General features: G+C 67.1%; 23 protein-coding genes. 11 read left to right on the plus strand and 12 right to left on the minus strand.

Annotated features, from left to right (window positions below; genetic code table 11):
* Nucleotides 1-129: 129 nt before the first annotated feature.
* Together DJ70_RS03950 and DJ70_RS03955 are read right to left on the minus strand one after the other, a co-directional pair.
* Nucleotides 130-1,164 (minus strand): tyrosine-type recombinase/integrase, encoded by a 1,035-nt coding sequence (locus DJ70_RS03950; RefSeq protein ID WP_094530354.1) that lies wholly within the window; start codon nucleotides 1,162-1,164, stop codon nucleotides 130-132.
* A gap of 662 nt (nucleotides 1,165-1,826) precedes the next feature.
* A complete protein-coding gene (locus tag DJ70_RS03955) occupies nucleotides 1,827-2,621 on the minus strand; it encodes a CPBP family intramembrane glutamic endopeptidase (RefSeq protein ID WP_179233953.1) in 795 nt (264 codons plus the stop codon).
* A 323-nt stretch (nucleotides 2,622-2,944) separates the two neighbouring features.
* Between DJ70_RS03955 and DJ70_RS03960 the strand changes: the two genes are divergently transcribed.
* From DJ70_RS03960 to DJ70_RS03975, 4 genes are all read left to right on the plus strand, one after another.
* A complete protein-coding gene (locus DJ70_RS03960; protein ID WP_094530357.1) occupies nucleotides 2,945-3,286 on the plus strand; it encodes an ArsR/SmtB family transcription factor in 342 nt (113 codons plus the stop codon).
* Complete coding sequence (locus DJ70_RS03965; RefSeq protein ID WP_094530359.1) at nucleotides 3,283-3,615, plus strand: DUF7521 family protein; 333 nt, start codon at nucleotides 3,283-3,285, stop codon at nucleotides 3,613-3,615. The genes DJ70_RS03960 and DJ70_RS03965 overlap by 4 nt, the downstream gene beginning before the upstream one ends.
* Before the next feature lie 363 nt (nucleotides 3,616-3,978).
* Complete coding sequence (asd, locus tag DJ70_RS03970) at nucleotides 3,979-5,022, plus strand: aspartate-semialdehyde dehydrogenase (RefSeq protein WP_094530361.1); 1,044 nt, start codon at nucleotides 3,979-3,981, stop codon at nucleotides 5,020-5,022.
* A gap of 64 nt (nucleotides 5,023-5,086) precedes the next feature.
* Entirely contained in the window at nucleotides 5,087-5,293 is a 207-nt protein-coding gene (locus DJ70_RS03975) for a hypothetical protein (protein WP_094530363.1), read from the plus strand.
* Nucleotides 5,294-5,339: 46 nt separating this feature from the next.
* Here DJ70_RS03975 and DJ70_RS03980 read toward each other — a convergent pair whose 3' ends face one another.
* Nucleotides 5,340-7,310 carry a 3-hydroxyacyl-CoA dehydrogenase/enoyl-CoA hydratase family protein gene (locus DJ70_RS03980; RefSeq protein WP_094530365.1) on the minus strand — a complete coding sequence of 657 codons (1,971 nt, stop codon included), beginning with the start codon at nucleotides 7,308-7,310 and terminating at the stop codon, nucleotides 5,340-5,342.
* Nucleotides 7,311-7,457: 147 nt separating this feature from the next.
* On the opposite strand from DJ70_RS03980, the gene DJ70_RS03985 reads away from it, so the two are divergent.
* Nucleotides 7,458-8,054 carry a DNA-3-methyladenine glycosylase family protein gene (locus DJ70_RS03985; RefSeq protein WP_094530367.1) on the plus strand — a complete coding sequence of 199 codons (597 nt, stop codon included), beginning with the start codon at nucleotides 7,458-7,460 and terminating at the stop codon, nucleotides 8,052-8,054.
* A 23-nt stretch (nucleotides 8,055-8,077) separates the two neighbouring features.
* Here DJ70_RS03985 and DJ70_RS03990 read toward each other — a convergent pair whose 3' ends face one another.
* Nucleotides 8,078-8,491, minus strand: coding sequence for a Rieske (2Fe-2S) protein (locus DJ70_RS03990; protein WP_094530369.1), 414 nt, complete (start codon nucleotides 8,489-8,491; stop codon nucleotides 8,078-8,080).
* A 9-nt stretch (nucleotides 8,492-8,500) separates the two neighbouring features.
* Entirely contained in the window at nucleotides 8,501-9,850 is a 1,350-nt protein-coding gene (locus DJ70_RS03995; RefSeq protein WP_179233955.1) for a RimK/LysX family protein, read from the minus strand.
* Between the two features lie 120 nt (nucleotides 9,851-9,970).
* Between DJ70_RS03995 and DJ70_RS04000 the strand changes: the two genes are divergently transcribed.
* Nucleotides 9,971-10,996, plus strand: coding sequence for a succinylglutamate desuccinylase/aspartoacylase family protein (locus tag DJ70_RS04000; protein WP_094530371.1), 1,026 nt, complete (start codon nucleotides 9,971-9,973; stop codon nucleotides 10,994-10,996).
* A 109-nt stretch (nucleotides 10,997-11,105) separates the two neighbouring features.
* Nucleotides 11,106-11,849 carry a hypothetical protein gene (locus tag DJ70_RS04005; RefSeq protein WP_245810676.1) on the plus strand — a complete coding sequence of 248 codons (744 nt, stop codon included), beginning with the start codon at nucleotides 11,106-11,108 and terminating at the stop codon, nucleotides 11,847-11,849.
* Between the two features lie 40 nt (nucleotides 11,850-11,889).
* Here the strand turns inward: DJ70_RS04005 and DJ70_RS04010 are convergent, their stop codons facing one another.
* Complete coding sequence (locus tag DJ70_RS04010) at nucleotides 11,890-12,366, minus strand: hypothetical protein (protein WP_094530375.1); 477 nt, start codon at nucleotides 12,364-12,366, stop codon at nucleotides 11,890-11,892.
* Between the two features lie 131 nt (nucleotides 12,367-12,497).
* Here DJ70_RS04010 and DJ70_RS04015 point away from each other — a divergent pair, with 131 nt between their 5' ends.
* On the plus strand, nucleotides 12,498-13,349 hold the full coding sequence (locus DJ70_RS04015) for a TatD family hydrolase (RefSeq protein WP_094530377.1): 852 nt from the start codon (nucleotides 12,498-12,500) through the stop codon (nucleotides 13,347-13,349).
* Nucleotides 13,350-13,433: 84 nt separating this feature from the next.
* On the plus strand, nucleotides 13,434-14,012 hold the full coding sequence (locus DJ70_RS04020) for a DUF2150 family protein (RefSeq protein ID WP_094530379.1): 579 nt from the start codon (nucleotides 13,434-13,436) through the stop codon (nucleotides 14,010-14,012).
* Nucleotides 14,013-14,159: 147 nt separating this feature from the next.
* On the opposite strand, the gene DJ70_RS04025 is transcribed toward DJ70_RS04020, so the two are convergent.
* From DJ70_RS04025 to DJ70_RS04035, 3 genes are all read right to left on the minus strand, one after another.
* On the minus strand, nucleotides 14,160-14,990 hold the full coding sequence (locus DJ70_RS04025) for a DUF63 family protein (protein ID WP_094530395.1): 831 nt from the start codon (nucleotides 14,988-14,990) through the stop codon (nucleotides 14,160-14,162).
* 68 nt (nucleotides 14,991-15,058) lie between these two features.
* Complete coding sequence (locus DJ70_RS04030) at nucleotides 15,059-15,508, minus strand: universal stress protein (RefSeq protein WP_094530381.1); 450 nt, start codon at nucleotides 15,506-15,508, stop codon at nucleotides 15,059-15,061.
* Nucleotides 15,509-15,584: 76 nt separating this feature from the next.
* Entirely contained in the window at nucleotides 15,585-16,514 is a 930-nt protein-coding gene (locus tag DJ70_RS04035) for a DNA adenine methylase (RefSeq protein ID WP_094530383.1), read from the minus strand.
* 96 nt (nucleotides 16,515-16,610) lie between these two features.
* Here DJ70_RS04035 and DJ70_RS04040 point away from each other — a divergent pair, with 96 nt between their 5' ends.
* Complete coding sequence (locus DJ70_RS04040; protein ID WP_094530385.1) at nucleotides 16,611-16,868, plus strand: DUF5789 family protein; 258 nt, start codon at nucleotides 16,611-16,613, stop codon at nucleotides 16,866-16,868.
* Complete coding sequence (locus DJ70_RS04045) at nucleotides 16,865-17,050, plus strand: DUF7130 family rubredoxin-like protein (RefSeq protein WP_094530387.1); 186 nt, start codon at nucleotides 16,865-16,867, stop codon at nucleotides 17,048-17,050. Before DJ70_RS04040 ends, DJ70_RS04045 begins: the two co-directional genes overlap by 4 nt.
* Nucleotides 17,051-17,081: 31 nt before the next feature.
* On the opposite strand, the gene DJ70_RS04050 is transcribed toward DJ70_RS04045, so the two are convergent.
* The 3 genes from DJ70_RS04050 to DJ70_RS04060 form a co-directional block, all read right to left on the minus strand.
* The gene (locus DJ70_RS04050) at nucleotides 17,082-17,327 is read right to left on the minus strand and encodes a hypothetical protein (RefSeq protein WP_094530389.1); all 246 of its coding nucleotides are present in this window, start codon (nucleotides 17,325-17,327) and stop codon (nucleotides 17,082-17,084) included.
* Nucleotides 17,324-19,315, minus strand: a complete 1,992-nt coding sequence (locus tag DJ70_RS04055; RefSeq protein ID WP_094530391.1) for a TRAP transporter permease — start codon at nucleotides 19,313-19,315, stop codon at nucleotides 17,324-17,326. The genes DJ70_RS04050 and DJ70_RS04055 overlap by 4 nt, the downstream gene beginning before the upstream one ends.
* Nucleotides 19,316-19,389: 74 nt before the next feature.
* The coding region (locus DJ70_RS04060) for a TAXI family TRAP transporter solute-binding subunit (protein WP_245810678.1) at nucleotides 19,390-20,389 on the minus strand (1,000 nt) is incomplete at its 5' end.

Genomic DNA, 20,389 nt, shown 5'->3' on the forward strand with positions numbered 1-20,389 from the left:
CGATGGCTACTTGGTGGCATTCTTATTGGAATAGGTGACAAACTATCACAACCGGTGTGATGGATACACACTCTACATCTCGCACGCCGGCCCTATCAGTTCTCGAGGATGTTAACAGAGCCAGTAGTCTTAATCTGATTCTTCCATCTCGAACAGTTCTCTCCGCAACTGACGCTTCTCCCCCTCGGTACGCTGGTCGTAGTGTTCTTCAATCACATCAGTAGACACGTCCATCCGGTCGGACACCAACTCCTTCGAGTGACCTTCGTTGAGCCACGCGGTAATGGCCCCGCGGCGAAGCGAGTGGGGCTTCACTGACTCCGGGCAGTCGGAAGCGTTTGCCCAACTGTTCGCTTCGCACGACTCGATCTCACGGTCAACAGGACACTCCCCGGTGTAGAAGCACGGGCGGGTTCTGGCTCGGACGTGACGGCGGAGGGTAGTGCGGGCCGGTCTTCCCTGACTTGTGGTGAGCAGGGGTGAACGCCCCACCTTATCGGTTACTTCCCCGCGAGGTCCGTCAATATAGTCGTCAACGATCTCCACCACCCACTCGTGGAGGTTGACTTCTCGCTCGGAGTCTTCCTCGTTCTTCAGCGGGGTCCCTCGGTCCTTATGGAGAGATTCGATACTCCCCTTTCCGGGTCGATGGTGAAGCTCGACGTAGGCTTCAGCCGAGTGGTAGTCCTCAACATCAAGAGATCTCACGGCTCCAATGCGGAGTCCAGCATCCCACATGAGGGCAATCGCAACGTGTTGGTACGTTGCGTATTCGTACTTCCCCATGTACTCTAGAAGAGCATCAGCCGCCTCGGGATCGAGCTTTTCGACGCGGGAAGCTCTCCCCTTGTCGGGCAGCATGATGTTCTCGGAGAGGCCTTCGAGTAGTCCTTTGGATTCGCACCATTTCAGGAAGGTGCGGAGCGACATTATCGCGTTATACAGCGTGGCGTCAGCTACATCGTCCCGCTTGTACATCTTGAAGTCGGAGACATCGAACTGGTCGAGATCTCCGATATACTGGATGTGGGACTGGTAGCTACACCAGTCAGTGAACAGGCCAAGGTTGGACTTGTAGTTGTAGAGGGTGCTGTCCGATAGGTCGTGTTTCCTCTCTTCGAGGTATCGTTCTACTGCTTCTTCGGGGGTGAAGTTGCGAGCCATTGGTGGTCATCGCAGTACATGACAGTCCCCTTCACACAGCGCAGGTCGCCGGATGGATTCACCAAGCGGCAATACTTGCCGGCCAGGTGAAATCGCAGGACGGCAGGCAGGTCGGCGGTTCGAATCCGCCCCGACCCATACGCGCTGCGGGCGTTTCTGAAGTAGCAAATCGCATGATGAGGAGACTATATCCTCTCCGTCAGCAATTCACTAAGTTACCGAGGGTGTTCTAGAACAGTTCGCACACCCTGCTACTCGTCGCAGGGAGAACCGGTCGATACAATCGAAGCGACGAGCGATTGCGGTGGCGCGCCGGTGAGGGCCCGGAGGGCACGAACCCGACCGCGAGGGACGCGGCGACCGAAGGGAGCCGCGAGGCTGGGGAGGCGTGAGGTGCGGGGCTGTGCAGGGCGGGACTCAAAGGGGCAGCCGGCTCCGGGAAGACGGCCGAAGCAAGCACCGCAGGAGCGAGCAACGCGAGCGACGAGGAGCACAGCGAGGCCCTCGACCGGAGCCGGCTGGGGCTTTGAAAGAGTTCACTGCGCCAGCAACGATCTCTTTTTCATCACCTCGATCACCGATGAAATACCCGTTCTATAAGCAGTTCTTTCCAACGGCTAATTCACCTAATTACGGGTGTAAACCACGCCTTGGGAATCGTTCTATGACACCATCGCTGAGTAAACGGGTGACAGTCGAACCCTGACAGAGTCGTACTGGAGTGCTACATACCCTGTTGCGAGTGTAGCGATGAGTACGACCACGCCGACGTTAACGAGTCCTGAAACTCCAACGTATCGTGTGGGGCCGGTGAACTCCGGGCGAAGCAGCGTGGCGGCGAACTCCGCGCTTTGCGGTCGGACGTTACTCAGCCCGTAGACGCTGTTGAACGCGAGGTTCGTTGTAAAATGAAGGCCGATAGGGATTGCCAGCGAGTCAGTTATAACATACGCACTGCCAAGAACGATACCCATCAACACCCAGAATCCGAGAGCAGGTAGTGAGGTCGCTTGATCGGCGTGGACGGCACCAAATAGCAGCGACGACACACCGAGTCCAGCTAATACTGCGCCGCGTTCGGAGATCCACTGTAGATGAAATCCTTCGGCGGCGTTTTTGAGTACGAGACCTCGAAACAGGAGTTCTTCCCAGATCCCGACGAACAAGAACTGAACAACGAACACGATTAATGCTAATCCGAAGGGAAGTGCGTTCGTTGCGTCACCCGGTGACAGCACAGCCGAGATGTGTGCCCAGCCCGTCGTTAGATGTACAGCAAGTGCTGCTCCCCACGCGACGAACGCGATGAGGGCACCAATACCCGCATCACGAATCCACTCTGATCCGATCTCAAAACCGTACTCGATGAGCCGGCGGTGATCAACGTACCGACCCCAGATTACAGTTACGAGAACCACGGTGAGAACAGCAAAGGCGTTTTGTAGTAATCCCAGCACTGACGGCGCGACCTCGATATTCGCGAACAGGATGGAGGGAAGAATCTGTGATCCCGTTGCGACGAGTACGAACGCACCCAAAATTCGCCATGGCGCCCGAGGACGACGTTCAGTACGATTCCAGAACGGTACAAGTAGCGTTCGTGTAGCCCGTTTGGAGAGCCCATCTACGTCGCGGGGAATACTTGACTTCGACATCAGCACGAGGGCCTATACGTGTCGTATCAAAGAGCACCATCGCTCGGTTTCAGCGACTGAAGCCAGGCATAACTGAGTCAACACACCGAACTGTTATTGAGAGTGACATAGATGTGGCAGCTGTTGTGTCGAATGGAACGGATACAGCGGCTCTCGCAGAGCTCCTCGGGGATGACTGTGCCAGGGAGATCCTCATCGAAACGAAGACCGATCCCTGTTCAGTATCCGAACTCAGCGCACGGCTTGAGGCGTCGGAGCCGACGATCTACCGTCGGCTCGACCAGCTCCAGCAGCACGATCTCGTGTCCGAAGAGATCCGACCAGTTACCGACGGGAAGAACTACAAAGTATACCAAGCACAACTCCATAGCGTCACGCTGGAGCTCACCGATGAGGGCTTCGAGAGCACTGTTTCCCGCCGTGAACGGATGTCCGACCGATTCACTCGCTTCGTCGAACACAAATGACCACACCTGAACTTCTCCTCCAGTCGATCGATCTCGATACGCTGAGTCGCATTCGCACCTACAGCGAATTGATCTCCGTTGCCCTCGGCTTAACGATCAGCTATCTCGCATATCTCGGCTACCGCCGGAATCAAAGCCGACCGATGCTGTTTATCGCTCTCGGATTCGTACTGATTCTCGGCGTTCCAGGCGCTGCCCTCGTGATCTTAGGATTCGGTCTTAATCTACCGATCCCGATCGTCAACAGTGTGGGTCAAGTTAGCGAGCTCGCAGGACTCGTGGCGATCCTCTATGGACTGTGGACCCCATACCGCACACAGGACGGGTGAGTTCACAATACAACCGCCGTGCGTGAAAGTGTTTCGTGGCGGTAGTATCTACGAGCGGCTTGTCGCCCGCAACACTAACGACCGGTCTCATCTCCGGCGGCGTGCCGCGTCGACCGGGAAACCCTCGTGGCGGGCGGTCGCCTGCGCGGCGACGGGCGGGTCGCTTCCGCGACCGGATGTCGCGTGCCTGGGTTCTCCGCGCGGTCATCGCTCCCAGCCGGGAGTACTCGGGCGGGGACTGAGGGCACGCGGGCGGTCGTAGACGACGCACGGTGTTAAACCGTCGGTCGGCGGCGCGTCGCGGATCGCCCCGGCGGACGCGTATCCGAACGCACTTATGCGACTGTCTCTCAGGGGCATCCAATGACTGTACGAGTCGGTATCCTCGGTGCGACCGGTGCGGTCGGTCAACGATTCATCCAACTGCTCGATGACCACCCGACCTTCGAACTGGCGGCCGTGACGGCGAGCCCGGAGAGCGCGGGGCTGACGTACCGCGAGGCCGCCAAGTGGCGTGTCGACACCGCGATCCCCGACGACGTCGCCGACATGGAGGTCGTCGCGACCGAGCCGGCGGCGATCGCCGACGCCGACGTCGACCTGCTCTTCTCCTCGCTCCCCTCCTCGGTCGCCGCCGAGGTCGAGCCGCCGTTCCTCGAGGCGGGGTACGTCGTCTCCTCGAACTCCTCGAACGACCGGATGGCCGAGGACGTCCCCCTCACGATCCCCGAGATCAACCCGGACCATCTCGGGCTGATCGACGTCCAGCGCGACGATCGCGGCTGGGACGGCGCGTTGGTGAAGAACCCGAACTGTTCGACGATCACGATGGTGCCCACGCTGGCGGCGCTCGACGAGTTCGGGCTCGAGGCGGTCCACGTCTCCACGCTTCAGGCCGTCTCCGGCGCGGGCTACTCCGGCGTCACGTCGATGGAGATCCTCGACAACGCCATCCCGCACATCGGCGGCGAGGAGGACAAGATGGAGACGGAGTCGCGCAAGCTGCTGGGCTCGTTCGACGGCGCGGAACTCAGCCTCCACGACGCCGACGTGGCCGCCTCCTGTAACCGGATCCCCACCCTCGACGGCCACCTCGAGAACGTCTTCGCCGACCTGGCCGAGAGCCCCGAGCCGGCGGCGGTTCGCGAGGCCATGCGCGGGTTCGAGAGCGCGGACCTCCCCAGCTCGCCGGAGCGGCTGATCAAGGTGTTCGGTCCCGACGAGCCGGACCGCCCGCAGCCCCGCCTCGACCGGACGTACGCCGACGGGATGGGGATCGTCGCCGGCGGCGTCGAGTCGACGACGGAGGGCGTTCAGTACAACTGTCTCGCACACAACACGATCCGCGGCGCGGCCGGCGCGTCGATCCTCAACGGCGAGCTGCTCGTCGAGGAAGGCTACGTCTGATCGAGGGAGCCGGACGGACGGGACCGCCGGAGTCTTCAGCCTCCGTCGTCAGTTCCCGACCGACATGTCGGAGACGACCCGATCCCTCCGGCGGGGCGTCGCCCTCGTCCTGATCCCCCTGTCCGGCGCGGCCGCTCTCCCCGAGCTCGTCGAGTCAGCGCTGCCCGGCGTCTCGGACGTCGTCGGCGTCGTGCTCTTCGTCGCCGCGGTCCTGTACCTCGTCGGCAGCCTCGGAAGGCAGGTCGCCGCCGCGGCCGACACTCCGCTGTAGCCGGGGAGGCCGGAGCGGGCGGCGTCACCGCGTTCGGCGTCCCTAACTACTTCCCCTCGAACTCCGGCTCCCCGTCGCCCATGAACGCCGTGATCCCCTCCATGAGGTCGTCGGTGTTCATCACGTGGCCGAAGCCCATCGACTCCACCTCCAGTCCGGCGTCGGCGTCGGTCCGACCGGCGTGGATCGCGCGCTTCGTGTACTTCTGGGCGATCGGGGGGCCGCCGGCGAGCTGCTCGGCGAGCTCGCGGGCGCGGTCGTCGAGCTCGTCGTTCTCGACGACCTCGTTCACGAAGCCGTAGTCGGACATCGTCTCGGCGTCGTAGCGCTCGGCGGTGAGGATGATCTCCTTGGCGCGCCCCTCGCCGACGATCCGGGCGAGCCGCTGGGTGCCGCCCCAGCCGGGGAGCAGTCCGAGGTTCAGCTCCGGCTGGCCGAGCTCCGAGCGCTCGGAGGCGACGCGCAGGTCCGCCGCGGTCGCGAGCTCCATCCCGCCGCCGAGACAGTAGCCGTCGATCGCGGCGACGACGGGTTTGTCCGACGCCTCGAGCTTCCCGAACGTCTCCTGTCCCTGCCGGGAGAGCTCCACGGCGTGGATCGGGTCCGCGCCGCCCGCGGCCATGCTCTGGACGTCGGCGCCGGCGGAGAACGCCCGATCGCCCGCGCCCGACAGGAGGATCGCCCGCACGTCGTCGTCGGCGTCGAGCCGGTCGATCGCGGCCGCGAGCTCGTCGAGCACCTCGTCGCTTATCGTGTTCATCCGGTGGGGACGGTCGATCTCGACGCGGCCGACCCGGCCGTCGACCGCGACGTTCAACACCTCGAACTCGGCCGCGTCGTCGTCAGCCTCGCCCCCGCCGCGGAACCCGCCCTCCGCGGCGGCCGCACGCAGGTACTCCGCCGCCTCGTAGCGTTCCTCGCCGGTCTCCTCGTGGAGGGCGTCGAGCGTCTCGACGAGCGCGTCGAGCCCCTCCTCGTCGGCGAGCTTCGCCGGGCCGTCGGGGAAGCCGGCCCCGAGCATGACCGCCCGGTCGATCGCCTCGGCGTCGGCCACGTCGTTCCCGATCAGTCCCGCGACCTCGTTGGCCATCACGGCGAGCAGCCGGCGTCGGACGTCCTCGTCGCCCTCGCCGGTGGGGATCTCGACGCGGCCGTCCTCGTAGTCGTAGAACCCCGATCCGGTCTTCTTTCCGAGCGTCCCGTCCTCGACCTTCTCGACGAGCAGCGGGCAGGGTCGGTACGCCTCGCCGAGCACCTCGTGCATGTACTCGAGGACGTGGTACCCCACGTCGATCCCGACCTGGTCGGCGAGCTCGAAGGAGCCCATCGGAAGACCCATGTCGTACTTCGTCGTGGAGTCGACGGTCTCGATCGTCGCGTCGCCGGCCTCGACGATCCACGCCGCCTCGTTCATCAGCGGGACGAGGACGCGGTTCACGATGAACCCCGGACTGTCCTTGCGGACGCGCACGGGCGTCTTGTCCATCTCCTCGGCGAGCCCCTCGATCAGCTCGAGGGTCTCCTCGTCGGTGTGGGCGCCGGAGATGACCTCGACGAGCTGCATCCTGACCGGCGGGTTGAAGAAGTGCATCCCACAGAAGCGCTCGGGGCGATCCGTGACCTCCGAGAGCTCCGTGATCGAGAGGCTGGAGGTGTTGGTGGCGAGGACGGCCTCCTCGGGGGCGTGTTCGACCACCTCGTCGTACACGTCCTTCTTGACGGCCATCCTCTCGGGGACGACCTCGATCACCACGTCGGCGTCGGAAAGGGAGTCCGCGAGGTCGACGAACGTCTCGACGCGGTCGAGCGCCGCCTCCGCCTCCGCGTCGTCGATGCGGTCCTTCTCGGCGAGCTTGCCGAGCGACCACTCGATCTGCTCGTAGCCGTCCCGAACGAACTCCTCCTCGATGTCGCGGAGCGCGACCTCGTAGCCGGCGAGCGCGGCCACTTCGGCGATGCCGTGTCCCATGTTCCCGGCCCCGAGTACCGCGATCCGTTGAACGTCTTCGAGTCGCATACGGGAGGGTTGCGAGCGGCGGGGTTCAACGTTTTCATTTCCCAAACGAGAAACGCAAGGTAAGTTTCTTTCGCGAGCCGGCGGACGCCCCGGCGAGCCGGTCGCCACCGGAAACGTACAGGTGTCTCCGCGCCCGACGTCGGGTCGATGAACGACCGGATCGCGACGACCCTGCGTGAGGACCCGACGATGGCCGCGCTCGTCGACCGGCACGGTCGGCTCGCCGTCGAGCCCGCGGACGACGAGTTCGCGCGCCTCTGTACCTCGATCGTGAACCAGCAGCTCTCGACCGCCTCCGCGGCGGCCATCCACGAGCGGTTCCTCGGAGTCGTCGACGGCGATCCCACGCCCGACCGCGTGCTGGCCGCCGACGAGGACGCCCTCCGCGAGGCGGGGCTGAGCGGCACCAAGGTCGAGTACCTGCGGTCGGCCGCGACCGAGTTCCGCGACGGCGAACGCGACCTCACCCGCGAGGGTCTCGCCGACGTCGACGACGACGCGGTCGTCGAGGCGCTCACGGAGATCCGTGGCGTCGGCGAGTGGACCGCCCGAATGTACCTCATCTTCGCGCTCGGCCGCGAGGACGTGCTGCCGCTCGGCGACCTGGCGGTACGGAAGGGACTGGAACGGGTGTACAACGACGGCGAGGAGCTGACTCGCGCGGAGATGCGCGAGATCGGCGAGGCCTGGCGACCCTACCGGAGCTACGGGACGCGGTACGTGTGGGCGGAGTACGAGTCCTAAGCCGGCCGCGTGGCGAGGTCCGCCTACAGCGAGAGGTGCGACGTCGACCCCGGCTCGTCGTCGTCGATCCCGCCCTCGTGGAGGAACGCGTAGCGGTCGTCGGCCAGGTGGACCGCGCCGTCCGCGACGGCCAGGTCGACGCCGGGGAGCGTCGTCCCGGCCGCCGGGCCGTCGTCGCACTCGCCGGAGCAGGCGTCGAAGTGCGAGCCGTGCCGCGGACAGACGATCGCGCCGTCCCGGATCGCCGCGCCGTCGCCGACGTCGAGGGACTGGCTCTCGTGCGGACAGGTGTTGCTCCACGCCCGGACCCCCGGCTCCCCGTCACACCGGACGAGGATCAGCTCCGTCTCGTTGCCGAACGGGTCCTCCGCGGTGAGGCGGTACGACCCGTCCTCGGGGACGGCTTCGAGGTCGACGATCCGCGTTCCGTCGGCCATCGGCTCCCGTTACTCCTCGAGGATCTCGCCGGACTCGCCGCGCTCCGTCTCGTCCGTGTCCGCGCGCTTCCGGACGTTGACGCGGTAGTCGGAGAGGATGTCCCGGCCCAGAAGCAGCGGGTAGTCCATGTGGCCGCGGTCCTCGACGCTCGCGGTGACGGTGTGTTGGTTCCCGCCGATCCCGATCACGAGGTCGACGACGGGGCGGGCCTTCCCGCCCTTCACGCTGCCGGACTTCACCCGCGTCATGCTCTTTATCGGTCCCGCGCCGATCTCCGCGGCGAGCGAGGTGTCGATGCTGGTCCGGGTCGCGCCCGTGTCCGACTTCGCGAACGCCTGGACCGACCCCGAGGTCCCCGTGGCGACGACCTCCTCGATGTAGCCGATGACGGGCTGTTCGCTCGGACGCGACTTCGGCTTCGGCGCACACGAGGGGCGGGAGTCGTCGAGCGTGCCCGCGATCCGGGCGACCTCCGCGTCGTCGACCTCGCCGTCGACGGTCTCGATGGCGAGCTTGGCGATGTGCGGGGCGGGGCTCGTCCCGGTCGCCTCGAAGAGGCCCTTGAACCCCGCGGTGGGGTTGACCTCGAGGACGTACCAGCCGTCGTACCCCTCGACGAGGTCGACGCCGGCGTAGTCGAGGCCCATCACCTCCGCGGCGTACAGGGCGGTGTCGGCGGCCTCGTCGGGCATGTCGTCGGTGGCGTCCTCGACCGCGCCCCCGAGCGCGACGTTGGTCCGCCAGTCGCCCTCGGGCGCGTAGCGGTACATGGAGCCGACGATCTCGTCGCCGACGACGTACACCCGCAGGTCGCGGTGTTTCTCGTCGTCCCGGTCGATGAGCTGCTGGAGGAACGCCTGACGGTTGCCCACCTTCGGGTTCACCCGCTCCGTGAGGTCGACCTTCCAGGTTCCGCCGCCGTGGGTGCCGATCGCGGTCTTGTACACGCCCACCTCGCCGAAGCGCTCGCGGTCCTCGTTGAGCCGGTCGTTCGAGAGCGCGAGCAGGGCGTCGGGCACGCGGATGTTCCAGTCGGCGAGCGTCGCCGCGGTCGCGAACTTGTGGATCGACGCGAGCACCGCGTCCGGCTCGTTCAGCATCGGCCGGATCCGCTCGAAGGTCGTCGCGAGCCCGAGGAGTTCGGCGGGCTGGTCGGTGTTCGAGAGGAGCAGCCGGTTCGCGATCACGTCGACGGCGGGCTCGACCGACACGTCGCCGTCCTCGACGCTTATCGCCGCGTTCTCCTCGCGAAGCCAGACCGGCTCGTGTCCGAGGTCCTCGACCGCGTTACAGATCGCCTTCGTCTCCTTGCTGTTGTGTAACGACAGCACGCCCACCCGTACCGGATCCGTGGTCATGGAAGCCAGTGTGACGGCCGGGATGAAAACTGGTCCGATCGTTTCACACGATTAAAACCAGTCTGACACGTTCGTACCCCGTGCGTCACGTATATACCCGGCCCCCGGTTCGCGTGTGACATGGGAAACGACCGGGCGTTCACGTACAACGGCGGCGCGGTCCCGCCCGGCGAGACGCAGAACATCCGTTACGGCATCAGCGAGACGTATCTCGGCGACCCCGTCCGCATCCCGGTGACGATCGTCAACGGCGAGCGCGACGGGCCGACCGTGTTCCTCACGGCGGCCGCCCACGGCGACGAGCTCAACGGGATCGAGGTCGTTCGGGAGGTCGCCCACGAGTGGGACCTCTCGGACCTCCGCGGCACCCTCGTCTGTCTGCCCGTGCTCAACGTTCCCGGCTTCCTCGCCCAACAGCGGTACCTCCCCGTCTACGACCGGGACCTGAACCGGTCGTTTCCGGGGAAGCCGGAGTCGACGAGCTCGAAGCGGATGGCCCACCGGATCTACTCGAACTTCATCGAGCCCTGTGACTTCGGGATCGACTTCCACACCTCGACGCGGGGACGCACCAACATGCTCCACGCCCGCGGCGACATGACCGACGAGGGCGTGTACCGCCTCGCGATGGCGTTCGGCTCGAGCGTGATCATCGACAGCGACGGGCCGAGCGGGACCCTCCGCGGGGAGGCGACCGCGGACGGGATCCCGACGGTCACCATCGAGATGGGCGAGGCACACCGCTTCCAGCGGCGGCTCATCGACGACGCGCTCGCGGGCGTCCGGTCGGCGTTCGCGGAGTACGGGATGCTGGAGAGCGAGTCCGTCCGCTGGCCCGGCTGGCGGACGGTGGTCGCGGGATCCGGCGAGAAGACGTGGCTCCGGGCCGACTCCGGCGGGATCGTCGACACCCACTACGAGAGCGGCTCGCTGGTTCGGGAGGGCGAACGGATCGCGACGATCACCAACCCGTTCAAGGAGGACGCCGTGGGCGTGAAGGCGCCCTTCACCGGCCTGCTGATCGGCGTCCTCGAGAACCCCGTCGTCTACCCCGGAAACCCGCTCTGTCACCTGGTCGAGGTCGACGAGTCGACGGAACGCGTCCTCGAATCGAGGGGGTCGCCGTCCGGGCCGAACCCGCGGTGACCGCCCGTCGGGTCGGCCCGGCGAAACGATCGGTATTACCCGCTGGCCTACGAACGGCCACCCGAAACGTGATGACCGGATCCATCGAGACACTCGGAGGGGAGCGCCGGTGAACCCTAATCGGGTCGATTTCGTCGTCGATCTGGCGTACGGGCTCATGATATTCATCGCCGTCGTCCTCTTCTCGGTCGTCGGCAACCGGGTCGGGATCGCCTTCGGGCTCGGCGTGCTCGTCTCCTACGCCATCCACGTCTTCTGGAAGATGGCCCGGTTCGATCCGGAGTGGATGACCCAGGAGGTCACGGAGAACGTCGAGGAGACGCTGCGGGCCGAGGTCGACGCGGTCATCGAACGGCTCGAGGAGGTGAACGACCGCGTCGACCGTCGTCCCCGCGCGGACGAGGTCGAGGAGGCGGTCGACGAGAGCGTCGGCAAGGTCTCCGAGGACGTCGAGAGGACCGTCGAGGAGAAGGTCGGCGAGGTGACGAAGGACGTCGAGGAGACCGTCGAGAGGGTCTCGGAGGACGTCGAGCGCACCGTCGAGGAGACGGTAGGCGAGACCGTCGAGGAGACCGTCGAGAAGACCGTCGAAGAGCAAGTCGGTGAGACCGTCGAAAAGCAGGTCGGTGAGACGGTCGAGGAGACCGTCGAGGGAACCGTAGAGGAGACGGTCGAGGAGACGATGGAGGAGACGGTCGAGAAAACCGTGGAGGAGACGGTAGGTGACACCGTCGAGGAGACCGTCGAGAAGCGGATCGAGGAGGTCGTCGACGAGGACGCCGTCGACGACGAGGGAGGTACCGAAACCGACGGGAACGCCGGCGGAACGGACGACGGCGACGAAGACAGGTAAGACGCGCGGGCCTCGGCGGAGTCGTCCCCCTCGTCCCCGCTCAGTCCCGGTCGCGGACCCCGACCGCGACCGCCGCGACGACCGACAGGAACCCGGCGAGGAAGCCGACCGGCTGAACCACCAGCCGCTGGAGAACGACCGCCCCCGCCTCCCGCTCGACGGAGCGGGTCCAGAACTCGTACCGTGTTCCCTCGTGAGCGACGACGATCAGCCCGTCGCCGAGCGTGGGACCTGACGGGTACGACAGCGATCCGGCCCGCTCGTCCGGATCCTCCACCGTGAAGCCGCCGCCGGGCGACTCGCGCGCCCGATCGAAGGCGGCACGCGCGGCGGCGTCGAGGTCGTCGCGGTCGACCACGTCGGCCTCGTCGTAGGGGGGCGTCTCGGGTCCGACCGGCTGGACCGCGTGGGCGTACGCGGTCGTCGGCTCCGCGACCGGTACCGGCAGGTACAGCGGGTTCGCCATCAGTAGCCCGCCGACCGCGAGGAGGAGGACGATCGTAACGCGACGGGGCATACGATCGACGTCGGCCGGCGACGACAAGAGGGTTTCCGCCCGGAGCGCCGTCGGTCGCGGCCGCGGTCGGCCGAGGTCCGCGACGGTGCCCGCACGGAACGCCTATCCGATCCGGGCCCCCGATCCGAGACGTGACCGACGACCTCGACACGCCGGTGCTCGACGACCACCTCCACCTCGACCCCCGGCACGGCCGCGGCATCGACGCCGTCGACGACTTCGTCCGCCTCGGCGGCACCCACCTCCTCGTCGTCAACAAGCCCTCGTGGCTCCTCGGCGTCGACGTCGAGGAGCCGGACGACTTCCGGGCGGTCTTCGAGGAGACGATCGACGCCGTCGACGCCGCGACGGAGGCGCTTCCCGGCCGGGCGTGGCCCGTCCTCGGCGTCCATCCGGGCCTCGTGAGTCGGCTCGTCGACGATCGGGGGTTCACGCCCGAGGCGGCCCGCGACCTGATGTGCGGCGGCATCGACGTCGCCAGCGAGTTCGTCGAGGCCGGCCGCGCGCTGGCGCTGAAGTCGGGTCGACCCCACTACGACGTGAGCGACGCGGTGTGGGACGCCTCGAACGCGGTGACCCGCCACGCGTTCGAGCGGGCCGCCGGGATCGGCTGTGCGGTCCAGCTCCACACGGAGGCGAGCGAGGACCTCACCGACCTCGCGGAGGTCGCCGAGTCGGTGGGGCTCGACCCGAGCAGGGTGGTCAAACACTACGCGGCCGGTCGGCTCGCGGGCCCGACCCCGAGCGTGATGAGCGAGAAGGACCGGCTGAAACGCGCCGCGGAGTCGGGCGAGCCGTTCCTGATGGAGACGGACTTCGTCGACGACCCCGACAGGCCGGGGATGGTGCTCGGCCCGAAGACCGTGCCGCGCCGGGTCCGGTGGCTGCTCGAGTCGGGGTACGAGGAGGCCGTCCGGCGCGCGCACATCGAGACGCCCGCCGCGGTGTACGGGATCGACACCGAGGCGACCCTGGAGGAGTGAGACGGATTCTCAGCCGGGTGTGACGCCGTCTCTCGGGGGCACAGATAAGAAAGGCCTTTGAGTAGTCCGGGAGAGGTATGGGATATGACCGAGGACGAGGCGGTGGAGACGTTCTACTCCGAGGAGCGCTGGCAGAACTGGCTCGACAGGCTCGCCGACGAGGACCTCGACCCCGAAAACGAGGACTCCGCGCGGCTGTTGTTGAACCTCCAGGACGACGCCGCGATCGCGATCGCGAAGATCCTCGCGGCGCTGGAGGAGGAGCGGATCGACGAGGACCGCGCAGTCGAGGAGATCCGTGACGTGAGCGACATCGTCCTCGCGGAGGTCTCCTTCGACGACGAGGACAAGGCCATGCTCATCGACGGGGTCCAGACGTCGCTCGTCCCCGTCTTCTACGCGGCCGAGGAGTTCGTCGTCGGCGGGGTCGTCGAGGGCGACGTCGACGAGTTCGTCCACGCGGCCGCCGACGCCGAGGCCGACGAGGACCTCGACGCCGCCTTGGGGTACGTCGTCCAGGCCGGCACCCGCGTCATCGACGGCGAGCGGCTCGACATGGAACTCGTCGAGGACCTGGAGTACGGACTCGTCTCCGAGTGGGTCAACGGGCTCGACTCGCTCCAGTCCGCCATCGAGGACCCCGAGGTCGTCGAGGAGGACTGACCGCCGCGTCGTCGCGGTCTCGACGCCGAACCGTCGGTTCGCGGTCCTCCCTCCGGTCCTCGCCGCGCTCCGTTCGGAATCCTTCCTCCCCGGCCCGGTCACGCGTCGTCCTCCTCTCGGAACGCCACCGTCGGGCGGCGACTCGGCTCACGCCGTCAGCGTGAACAGAAGCAGGTTGTGGACGGCCGGGCCGAGTCCGACGGCGGCGACGAACCCCAGGAGGAGCAGCCCCTCGGACGGCTCCTCACGGACGTACGGAACGAAGAGGTACACGACGGCGCTCGCGACGGCCAGCTTGACGAGGAGGAACAGCCACCCCTCGCCGACCACCGGAGCCGCCGGGATCCCGTCGAGCTCGAGGATGATCCGCGAGAGCGGGCTGCGCTCGCCGAAGCCGAGCTGTGTCACCCCGAGCGCGGTCGAGAGGCCGTCGAGCGCGTGTCCGTACACCGCGAGCGCGCCGACGCCGCCGGTGACGGCGACGCCCGGCTCGATCCGACCGAGCGCGCCCCGGACGAGCGCCGCGATCGGAACCGCGCCGACCACCGCGACCGCCGACCAGTACCCGCCCGGTCCCGAGACGCCGCCGGCGACCGCGACGGTAACCGCGGGGACGGCGAGCAGCGTCCCCGTGGCCGCGAGCAGTGGCGGAACGCGCTCGGCGGCGGCCGAAACCGCCTCGACGACGATCCAGGTCGCGCCCGCGAGCGTCGCGACGGTGAGGTACACCGTCGGCGACCCGCCGAACGGCGCGAGGACGTCCGGGAGTCCCCCCACGACGTACAGCACGTGGAGCACGGACCCCAGAGCGATCCACGGGACCAACGCGAGCACGTGTGCGCTGGCGACCGCGGGTGGCCGTCGCCGGAGGGCGACCGCGACCGTGCCGGCCGACAGGAGGACGACGAGGAGGTACGGAAGCGGGGGCAGGGTCGTCCCGGCCGGGAGAAACGGGAGGTCGCCGAGCGTCGCGGGGATCGGCGTCGACGCGCGGAGCGTCGCGGCCGGCGGTCGGAGCGTCCCCGACGACGAGGCCGGGATCGGGATCACACCGAGAGGACCGGCTGGCTCGCGTACAGCAGGACGTACTCCGCGGCCTTCTCGAGCACCTGTCCCGGCTCGCCGGTGACCGGCTCGCGGGGAACGACGATGAAGTCGGACTCGATCTCCTCGGCGGTGTCGAGGACGACGCTGCCGGGGTGGACCGTCTTCACCTCGGTGGAGAAGCCGTACGCGATGGAGTTGCTGTGACCGACGCCGGCCGCCTCGGCGCGCTCCGCGACCGACTCCGTGAACGCCGCGGTGTCCTCGGCGACGTCGCGCTCGTCTATCGAGCCGGACTCCAACGCCCGGACCACCTCCTCGTCGAGCACGTACAGCGCGTGGACGCTCGCCCCGTACTCGCTCGCGATCCCGATGGCGTAATCGACGGCCTCGTGGGACGCCTCGCTGCCGTCGACGGGCGCGAGAACGAGGTCGATGTCGAGCTTCGTCATACCCGACCCGACGGCGGGGGAGGTCAAAAAGCCCGTCGGATGGCGGGTCCCGGACGGTTCGCCGCTCCTCGCCCGGTCACTCGTCCTCGAAGGTGGACAGCGACCGCTGGCCGACGTCGCGGCGGTCGGACGCGGGCACGTTCGTCGCGATCACCTCGTCGACCGCCTCCCGGCCGTCGCCGTCGCTGTTGATCGCGCGGGTCGCGTCCACGGTGTCGACGTGAAAGCCCGCCTCGACGTACCGGTCGTACGTCACCCCGCTGTTCGAGACGATGACGCTCACCCCCCGGTCGTCGAGGGTCGTCGCGGTCTCGATCAGCCGTTCCTGGTCCCCGCGGTCGAACCCGTCGGCGCTGTAGGCGGTGAAGTCGGCGGTCGGGCTCATCGGCTCGTATGGGGGATCGAGGTACACCAGATCGCCGGGCTCGGCGGCCTCGAGGACGTACTCGAAGTCGCGGTTGTAGATCTCGACGTTCCCGAGCGTCCCGCTCGCCCGGCGGATCCGGTCGCGCCTGACCCACTCCGGGTCCGCGTACCGACCGATCGGGACGTTGAAGCCGCCGTCGGCGTTCTCGCGGTAGAGGCCGTTGTAGCAGGTGCGGTTCAGGTACACGAGAAGCGCGGCCTCCTCGAGGGGGTCGTACGCGCCCGTGTACGGCCGGTCGTTGAACCGGGCGCGCTGCTGGTAGTAGTAGCTCTCCACCTCACGACCGCGCTGGGTCGTCTCCGCGTACGGGAGGTCCGGGTCGGGGTCCGCCTCGGGGTCGTCGAACGACTCCAGCCGGTCGATGAGCCGGTCCGGCTCGTCGCGGACCCGTTCGTACAGCGAGACGAGGCGAGGGTTCGCGTCGTTGATCGTGCCCGCGCCGGGCTCGAGGTCGAAGAAGAGCGCGCCGCCGCCCACGAAGGGCTCGTGGTACCGGCCGTACGACTCCGGGAACCGGGCGTACAGCGCGTCGAGCAGCTGTCGTTTTCCGCCGGCCCACTTGAGGATCGGCTCGACCATGCGATGCCGAGGGTCGACCGCCGTCGAAAATAAACGTCTCGGGAGCGCCCCGCGAAGCAGATACGTTCATATCGTTCGGGAGCGTCCCGTCAGGATATGACACGAACGATCAGGTTGAATCGGGTCGGCGGCGTGCTCTCGGCGTTCGAGTATCCCGTCGCGCCCGCGACGGTCGCGACGGCGTGTGACGACGTGATGATCCGGCTCGCCGACGGCGAGGTCAACCTCGGCGCGACCGTGGGCGACTCGACCGCGACGGAGTTCGGCTCGGCCGAGGAGCTCACGGAGGAGGTGATGAGTCTCCTTCCCCGACGCGCGGTCGGCGAGCCGTTCCAGTCCGACGGGGACGCGTGAGCGCCGCCGACCGGCGCCGGGAGGATCCCGTTCGCGGGGTCGTCGCCGTCGCCGGGACCCGATACGCGATGTGGCGGTGTGGCTCCTGCGGCGAGATGGGACGGCTCCGGCGAACGCTGCCGGCGACGCGTCCGGGCTGTGACGGCGGAACGGAGTCGCCGTTCTACTTGGCGGAAGACTAAAGATCGATGACGACGGGAGGGCGGACCGTCCTCAGATCGTCACGGTGTTGTCCGCGATGAAGTAGATGTACGCCCACCAGACGTAGCCGGCGGCGAGGACGATCGCCGTGAGCGCCTCGAGAACGGTCACGTAGGTGTCCCCGTGCGTCTCGCGGAACTGCTGGATCAACTCGATCCGCTGCCACAGGGGCATGAGCGGTTCCGGAATCAGCTCCTCGAGACCGCCGACCTCGGACGTGTCGACCTGGTCCTCCGTGGAGTCCTTCGTCGAGCTCATTGGTTCACCCCCGATCCGAAGGGAAGCGTCATGCCGCGCACCATCACCTTCTCGCCGACGAAGACGGCGACGAAGACGGCGATCCCGGCGAGCTTCACGGCGAGCATCGGATACGTCATGATCAACACGCCGACGACCGTCAGCCCGACGCGTGCGAGGAGTATCCGCCCGACGGACAGCTCGAACGGGTAGTTGAGGCCATAGATGATCGTGATCGCGCCCAGCATCACCAACGCGCCGAGGAACAGCGTGTTTCCGCCCGGCGACATCGAGATCAGCCCCGGATTGTAGACGAACGCGACCGGCAACACGAAGAGCGGCGCGGCGATCTTCAGGGCGGCCCCGCAGGTCCGCCAGAAGTTCGCCTCCGCTATCCCGGCCGCGACCACCGCCGCGGTGGCCACCGGCGGCGTGATCCCGGCGAGGATGGCCGCGTAGAACATCGTGTAGTGAGCCGTCTCGCGGGCGATCCCGAAGTCGGAGACGAAGGTCGGAACGATGAGGATGGCCACGATGACGTAGGCGGCGACCGTCGGCATGCCGACGCCCATCACGATGGCGACCGCCATCCCGAGCAGCACGGCGAAGAGCAGGACGCCGCCGGAGAGATTGATCAACAGGAGCGCTATCTTCGCCGGGACGCCGGTCGTCGAGAAGAGGTTCACGACGCCGCTCACCACCACGAGGATGATCGCGATCGGCGCGAGGATGATGGCTCCGCGCCGGAACCCGTGTATCGTGTTCTTGACCTGGGTCACGAACTCCGTGACGGCGCCGGTCTCGGAGCCGTCGACGAGCCGCTGTACCGGCGGCATCAGGACGCCGGTGAGCGTCATCGCGATGACGGTGTACAGCGCCGACGTCATCACCGTGTACTGTGCGATTCCGAGGTAGTAGATCAGGACCCCGAACGGGATCCCGAAGCGGAGCCCCTCGACGACCTTCTGGCTCGTGGTCATCTCCTCGTCGAAGAACTCGGAGAACTCCATGCCCTGGTCGCTCGCGTCGCTGATCGCGGTGTAGTGGACCGCGATCGCGATCGAGGCGACCAGGATCGCGGCGGGGACGATCCCGGCGACGACGATGTTGAGGTACGCGACGCCGAGGTACGACGCCATCACGAACGCGGACGCGCCCATGACCGGCGGCAGCACCTGCCCCGACGTCGAGGCGACCGCCTCGATGGCGGCGGCGCGGTGGCCGGCCATCCCGCTCTCCTTCATCGTCGGGATGGTGAACGACCCGGTCATCGCGGCGTTCGCGGTGTACGAGCCGTTGATCGAGCCGATGACCGCGGAGGAGAGCACGGCCGTCTGTGCGACGCCCGACCGGATCCGGCCGGCGGCGACGATGGCGAGCCGGAGGATGAGATCGAACGCGCCGTACGCGAACAACAGCCCCGCGTACAGCAGGAACGGCGCGATCCACGACGCGGTCAGCTGCGTGAGCGACCCGTAGAACCCGTAGAGGTCGGTGACGAGCGCCTGGAGCAGCGTCAGTTCGCTCATCCCCGCGTGTCCGAGGACGCCGGGAACGCTGTCGCCGAATATCGCGTACACCATCACGCCGACGACGAGGCCCAGGAACAGGTTCCCGAACTCGCGCCACGTGAGGTACAGGAGCGAGACGATCACCAGCCGAGCGAGCATGTACTCGTGGGGCGTAGCGAAGCCCTGACGCAGGAGATAGACGGTGTCGAAGTTCGCGAAGAAGTACGCCGAGGCCGTGATCAACACGCCGGCGGCCGGAAGCAGGACCAGGGCGTCGACCCAACTACCCTCCTCCAGCGATTCCTTCGTTTCGTTGAGCGCGTACACCGTCATGATGCCGCCGACGAATATCACCCCGTACTTGACGGGCGACCACGTCTGTGTGTGTATCCAGCCGAGCGCTATCGCCCAGAACAGGAGGGCGGCGAGCGTGACGGTCGCGTCGAGGCCACGAAGCCAACTCGACGGTCCGGTCGTGTGTTCCGCTTGTGAATCCATTTGTTGTGTCGTGTAGAAATGTAGTGTCGTTTGCCGGCTACGCGGTCGAAGCGGGAGAGGTCAGCCGGAACGGTCTACTCGCCTTCCTGGAGGCTGTCGTCCCACGCATCGTTGTCCCGGTAGTACTGCGCCGCACCGGGGTGAACGGGGATCCGTTCCTGCGCGTACCCGAGCATGTCGGCGGTCGACTCGTAGTCGTTGAACTGGGCCTCGCCCTCGTTCACGACGTCGTTGTGCTCGTCGACGACGCGGCACAGCTCGTAGACGGCGTCGGCGTTGGCCTCGGGGTTGAACGCGTACAGCACCTCGAGGTCCCACGTGAACACTTCGTCCGTCCCGATGTCCGCGTTCGCGATGGGCCAGTCGTCGTAGCTCGTGGTGGTCGTCCCGGCGCCCGCGAACGACTCGGCGGACTCGATGAGCGCGTCGGTCGGCTCGACGTAGTGGAGGTCGATGCGGGAGGCCATCTCCTGGACGAAGCCGGTGTACCGTACGCCGGGCGTCCCGTACGCGATGCTGGCGTCGATCGTCCCCTCCTCCATCGCGCCGGGGGCGTCGCCGACGCCCATGTCCTGGATGTTCATCTGCTCGTAGACGTCCGCGGTCGGCTCCTGCGACCAGACGTCGAGCGTCGTCGCGCGCGTCGAGTACCCCGGCTCCGCGGGGTAGACGTTCGCGCCCGCGAGGTCGTCGAACGTCTCGATGCCCGTCCCGTCGCGGGCGACGATGTAGATGCTGTACGGGAACGCGGAGAACCCGTAGTGGGGGATGCGCGACACCGGCTGCTCCGCGAACTGCCCCGACTCGTCGAGCGCCTTGTTGAGCGAGTTGTTGTCGGTGATGCCGGCGTTGAACTGCTCCTGGGCCATCCGATAGATGGTCCCGATGTAGCCCGGACTCTCGATGGTCGAGTACTCGAGCGTGTCGCTCTCCTGGCTGACGGCCCGCTCGACCGCCAGACCGACGTCCTGGGTCCCCCCGGCGGACGTCCCGACGCGGAGCTGGAGGCTCGAGTCCCCGCCGTCGTCGCCGCTCGAGCCGTCTCCGGAGCCGTCGCCGCTCGAGCCGTCGCCG

It is taken from the genome of Halorubrum halodurans, assembly GCF_002252985.1.
Taxonomy (GTDB): domain Archaea; phylum Halobacteriota; class Halobacteria; order Halobacteriales; family Haloferacaceae; genus Halorubrum; species Halorubrum halodurans.

Excerpts from the sequence above, each read along its gene's own strand:
- DJ70_RS03950 (WP_094530354.1), bottom strand. The coding sequence starts at position 1,164 with ATGGCTCGCAACTTCACCCCCGAAGAAGCAGTAGAACGATACCTCGAA.
- DJ70_RS03965 (WP_094530359.1), top strand. The coding sequence starts at position 3,283 with ATGACCACACCTGAACTTCTCCTCCAGTCGATCGATCTCGATACGCTG.
- asd (WP_094530361.1), top strand. The coding sequence starts at position 3,979 with ATGACTGTACGAGTCGGTATCCTCGGTGCGACCGGTGCGGTCGGTCAA.
- DJ70_RS03975 (WP_094530363.1), top strand. The coding sequence starts at position 5,087 with ATGTCGGAGACGACCCGATCCCTCCGGCGGGGCGTCGCCCTCGTCCTG.
- DJ70_RS03980 (WP_094530365.1), bottom strand. The coding sequence starts at position 7,310 with ATGCGACTCGAAGACGTTCAACGGATCGCGGTACTCGGGGCCGGGAAC.
- DJ70_RS03985 (WP_094530367.1), top strand. The coding sequence starts at position 7,458 with ATGAACGACCGGATCGCGACGACCCTGCGTGAGGACCCGACGATGGCC.
- DJ70_RS03990 (WP_094530369.1), bottom strand. The coding sequence starts at position 8,491 with ATGGCCGACGGAACGCGGATCGTCGACCTCGAAGCCGTCCCCGAGGAC.
- DJ70_RS03995 (WP_179233955.1), bottom strand. The coding sequence starts at position 9,850 with ATGACCACGGATCCGGTACGGGTGGGCGTGCTGTCGTTACACAACAGC.
- DJ70_RS04000 (WP_094530371.1), top strand. The coding sequence starts at position 9,971 with ATGGGAAACGACCGGGCGTTCACGTACAACGGCGGCGCGGTCCCGCCC.
- DJ70_RS04010 (WP_094530375.1), bottom strand. The coding sequence starts at position 12,366 with ATGCCCCGTCGCGTTACGATCGTCCTCCTCCTCGCGGTCGGCGGGCTA.
- DJ70_RS04020 (WP_094530379.1), top strand. The coding sequence starts at position 13,434 with ATGACCGAGGACGAGGCGGTGGAGACGTTCTACTCCGAGGAGCGCTGG.
- DJ70_RS04030 (WP_094530381.1), bottom strand. The coding sequence starts at position 15,508 with ATGACGAAGCTCGACATCGACCTCGTTCTCGCGCCCGTCGACGGCAGC.
- DJ70_RS04035 (WP_094530383.1), bottom strand. The coding sequence starts at position 16,514 with ATGGTCGAGCCGATCCTCAAGTGGGCCGGCGGAAAACGACAGCTGCTC.
- DJ70_RS04040 (WP_094530385.1), top strand. The coding sequence starts at position 16,611 with ATGACACGAACGATCAGGTTGAATCGGGTCGGCGGCGTGCTCTCGGCG.
- DJ70_RS04050 (WP_094530389.1), bottom strand. The coding sequence starts at position 17,327 with ATGAGCTCGACGAAGGACTCCACGGAGGACCAGGTCGACACGTCCGAG.
- DJ70_RS04055 (WP_094530391.1), bottom strand. The coding sequence starts at position 19,315 with ATGGATTCACAAGCGGAACACACGACCGGACCGTCGAGTTGGCTTCGT.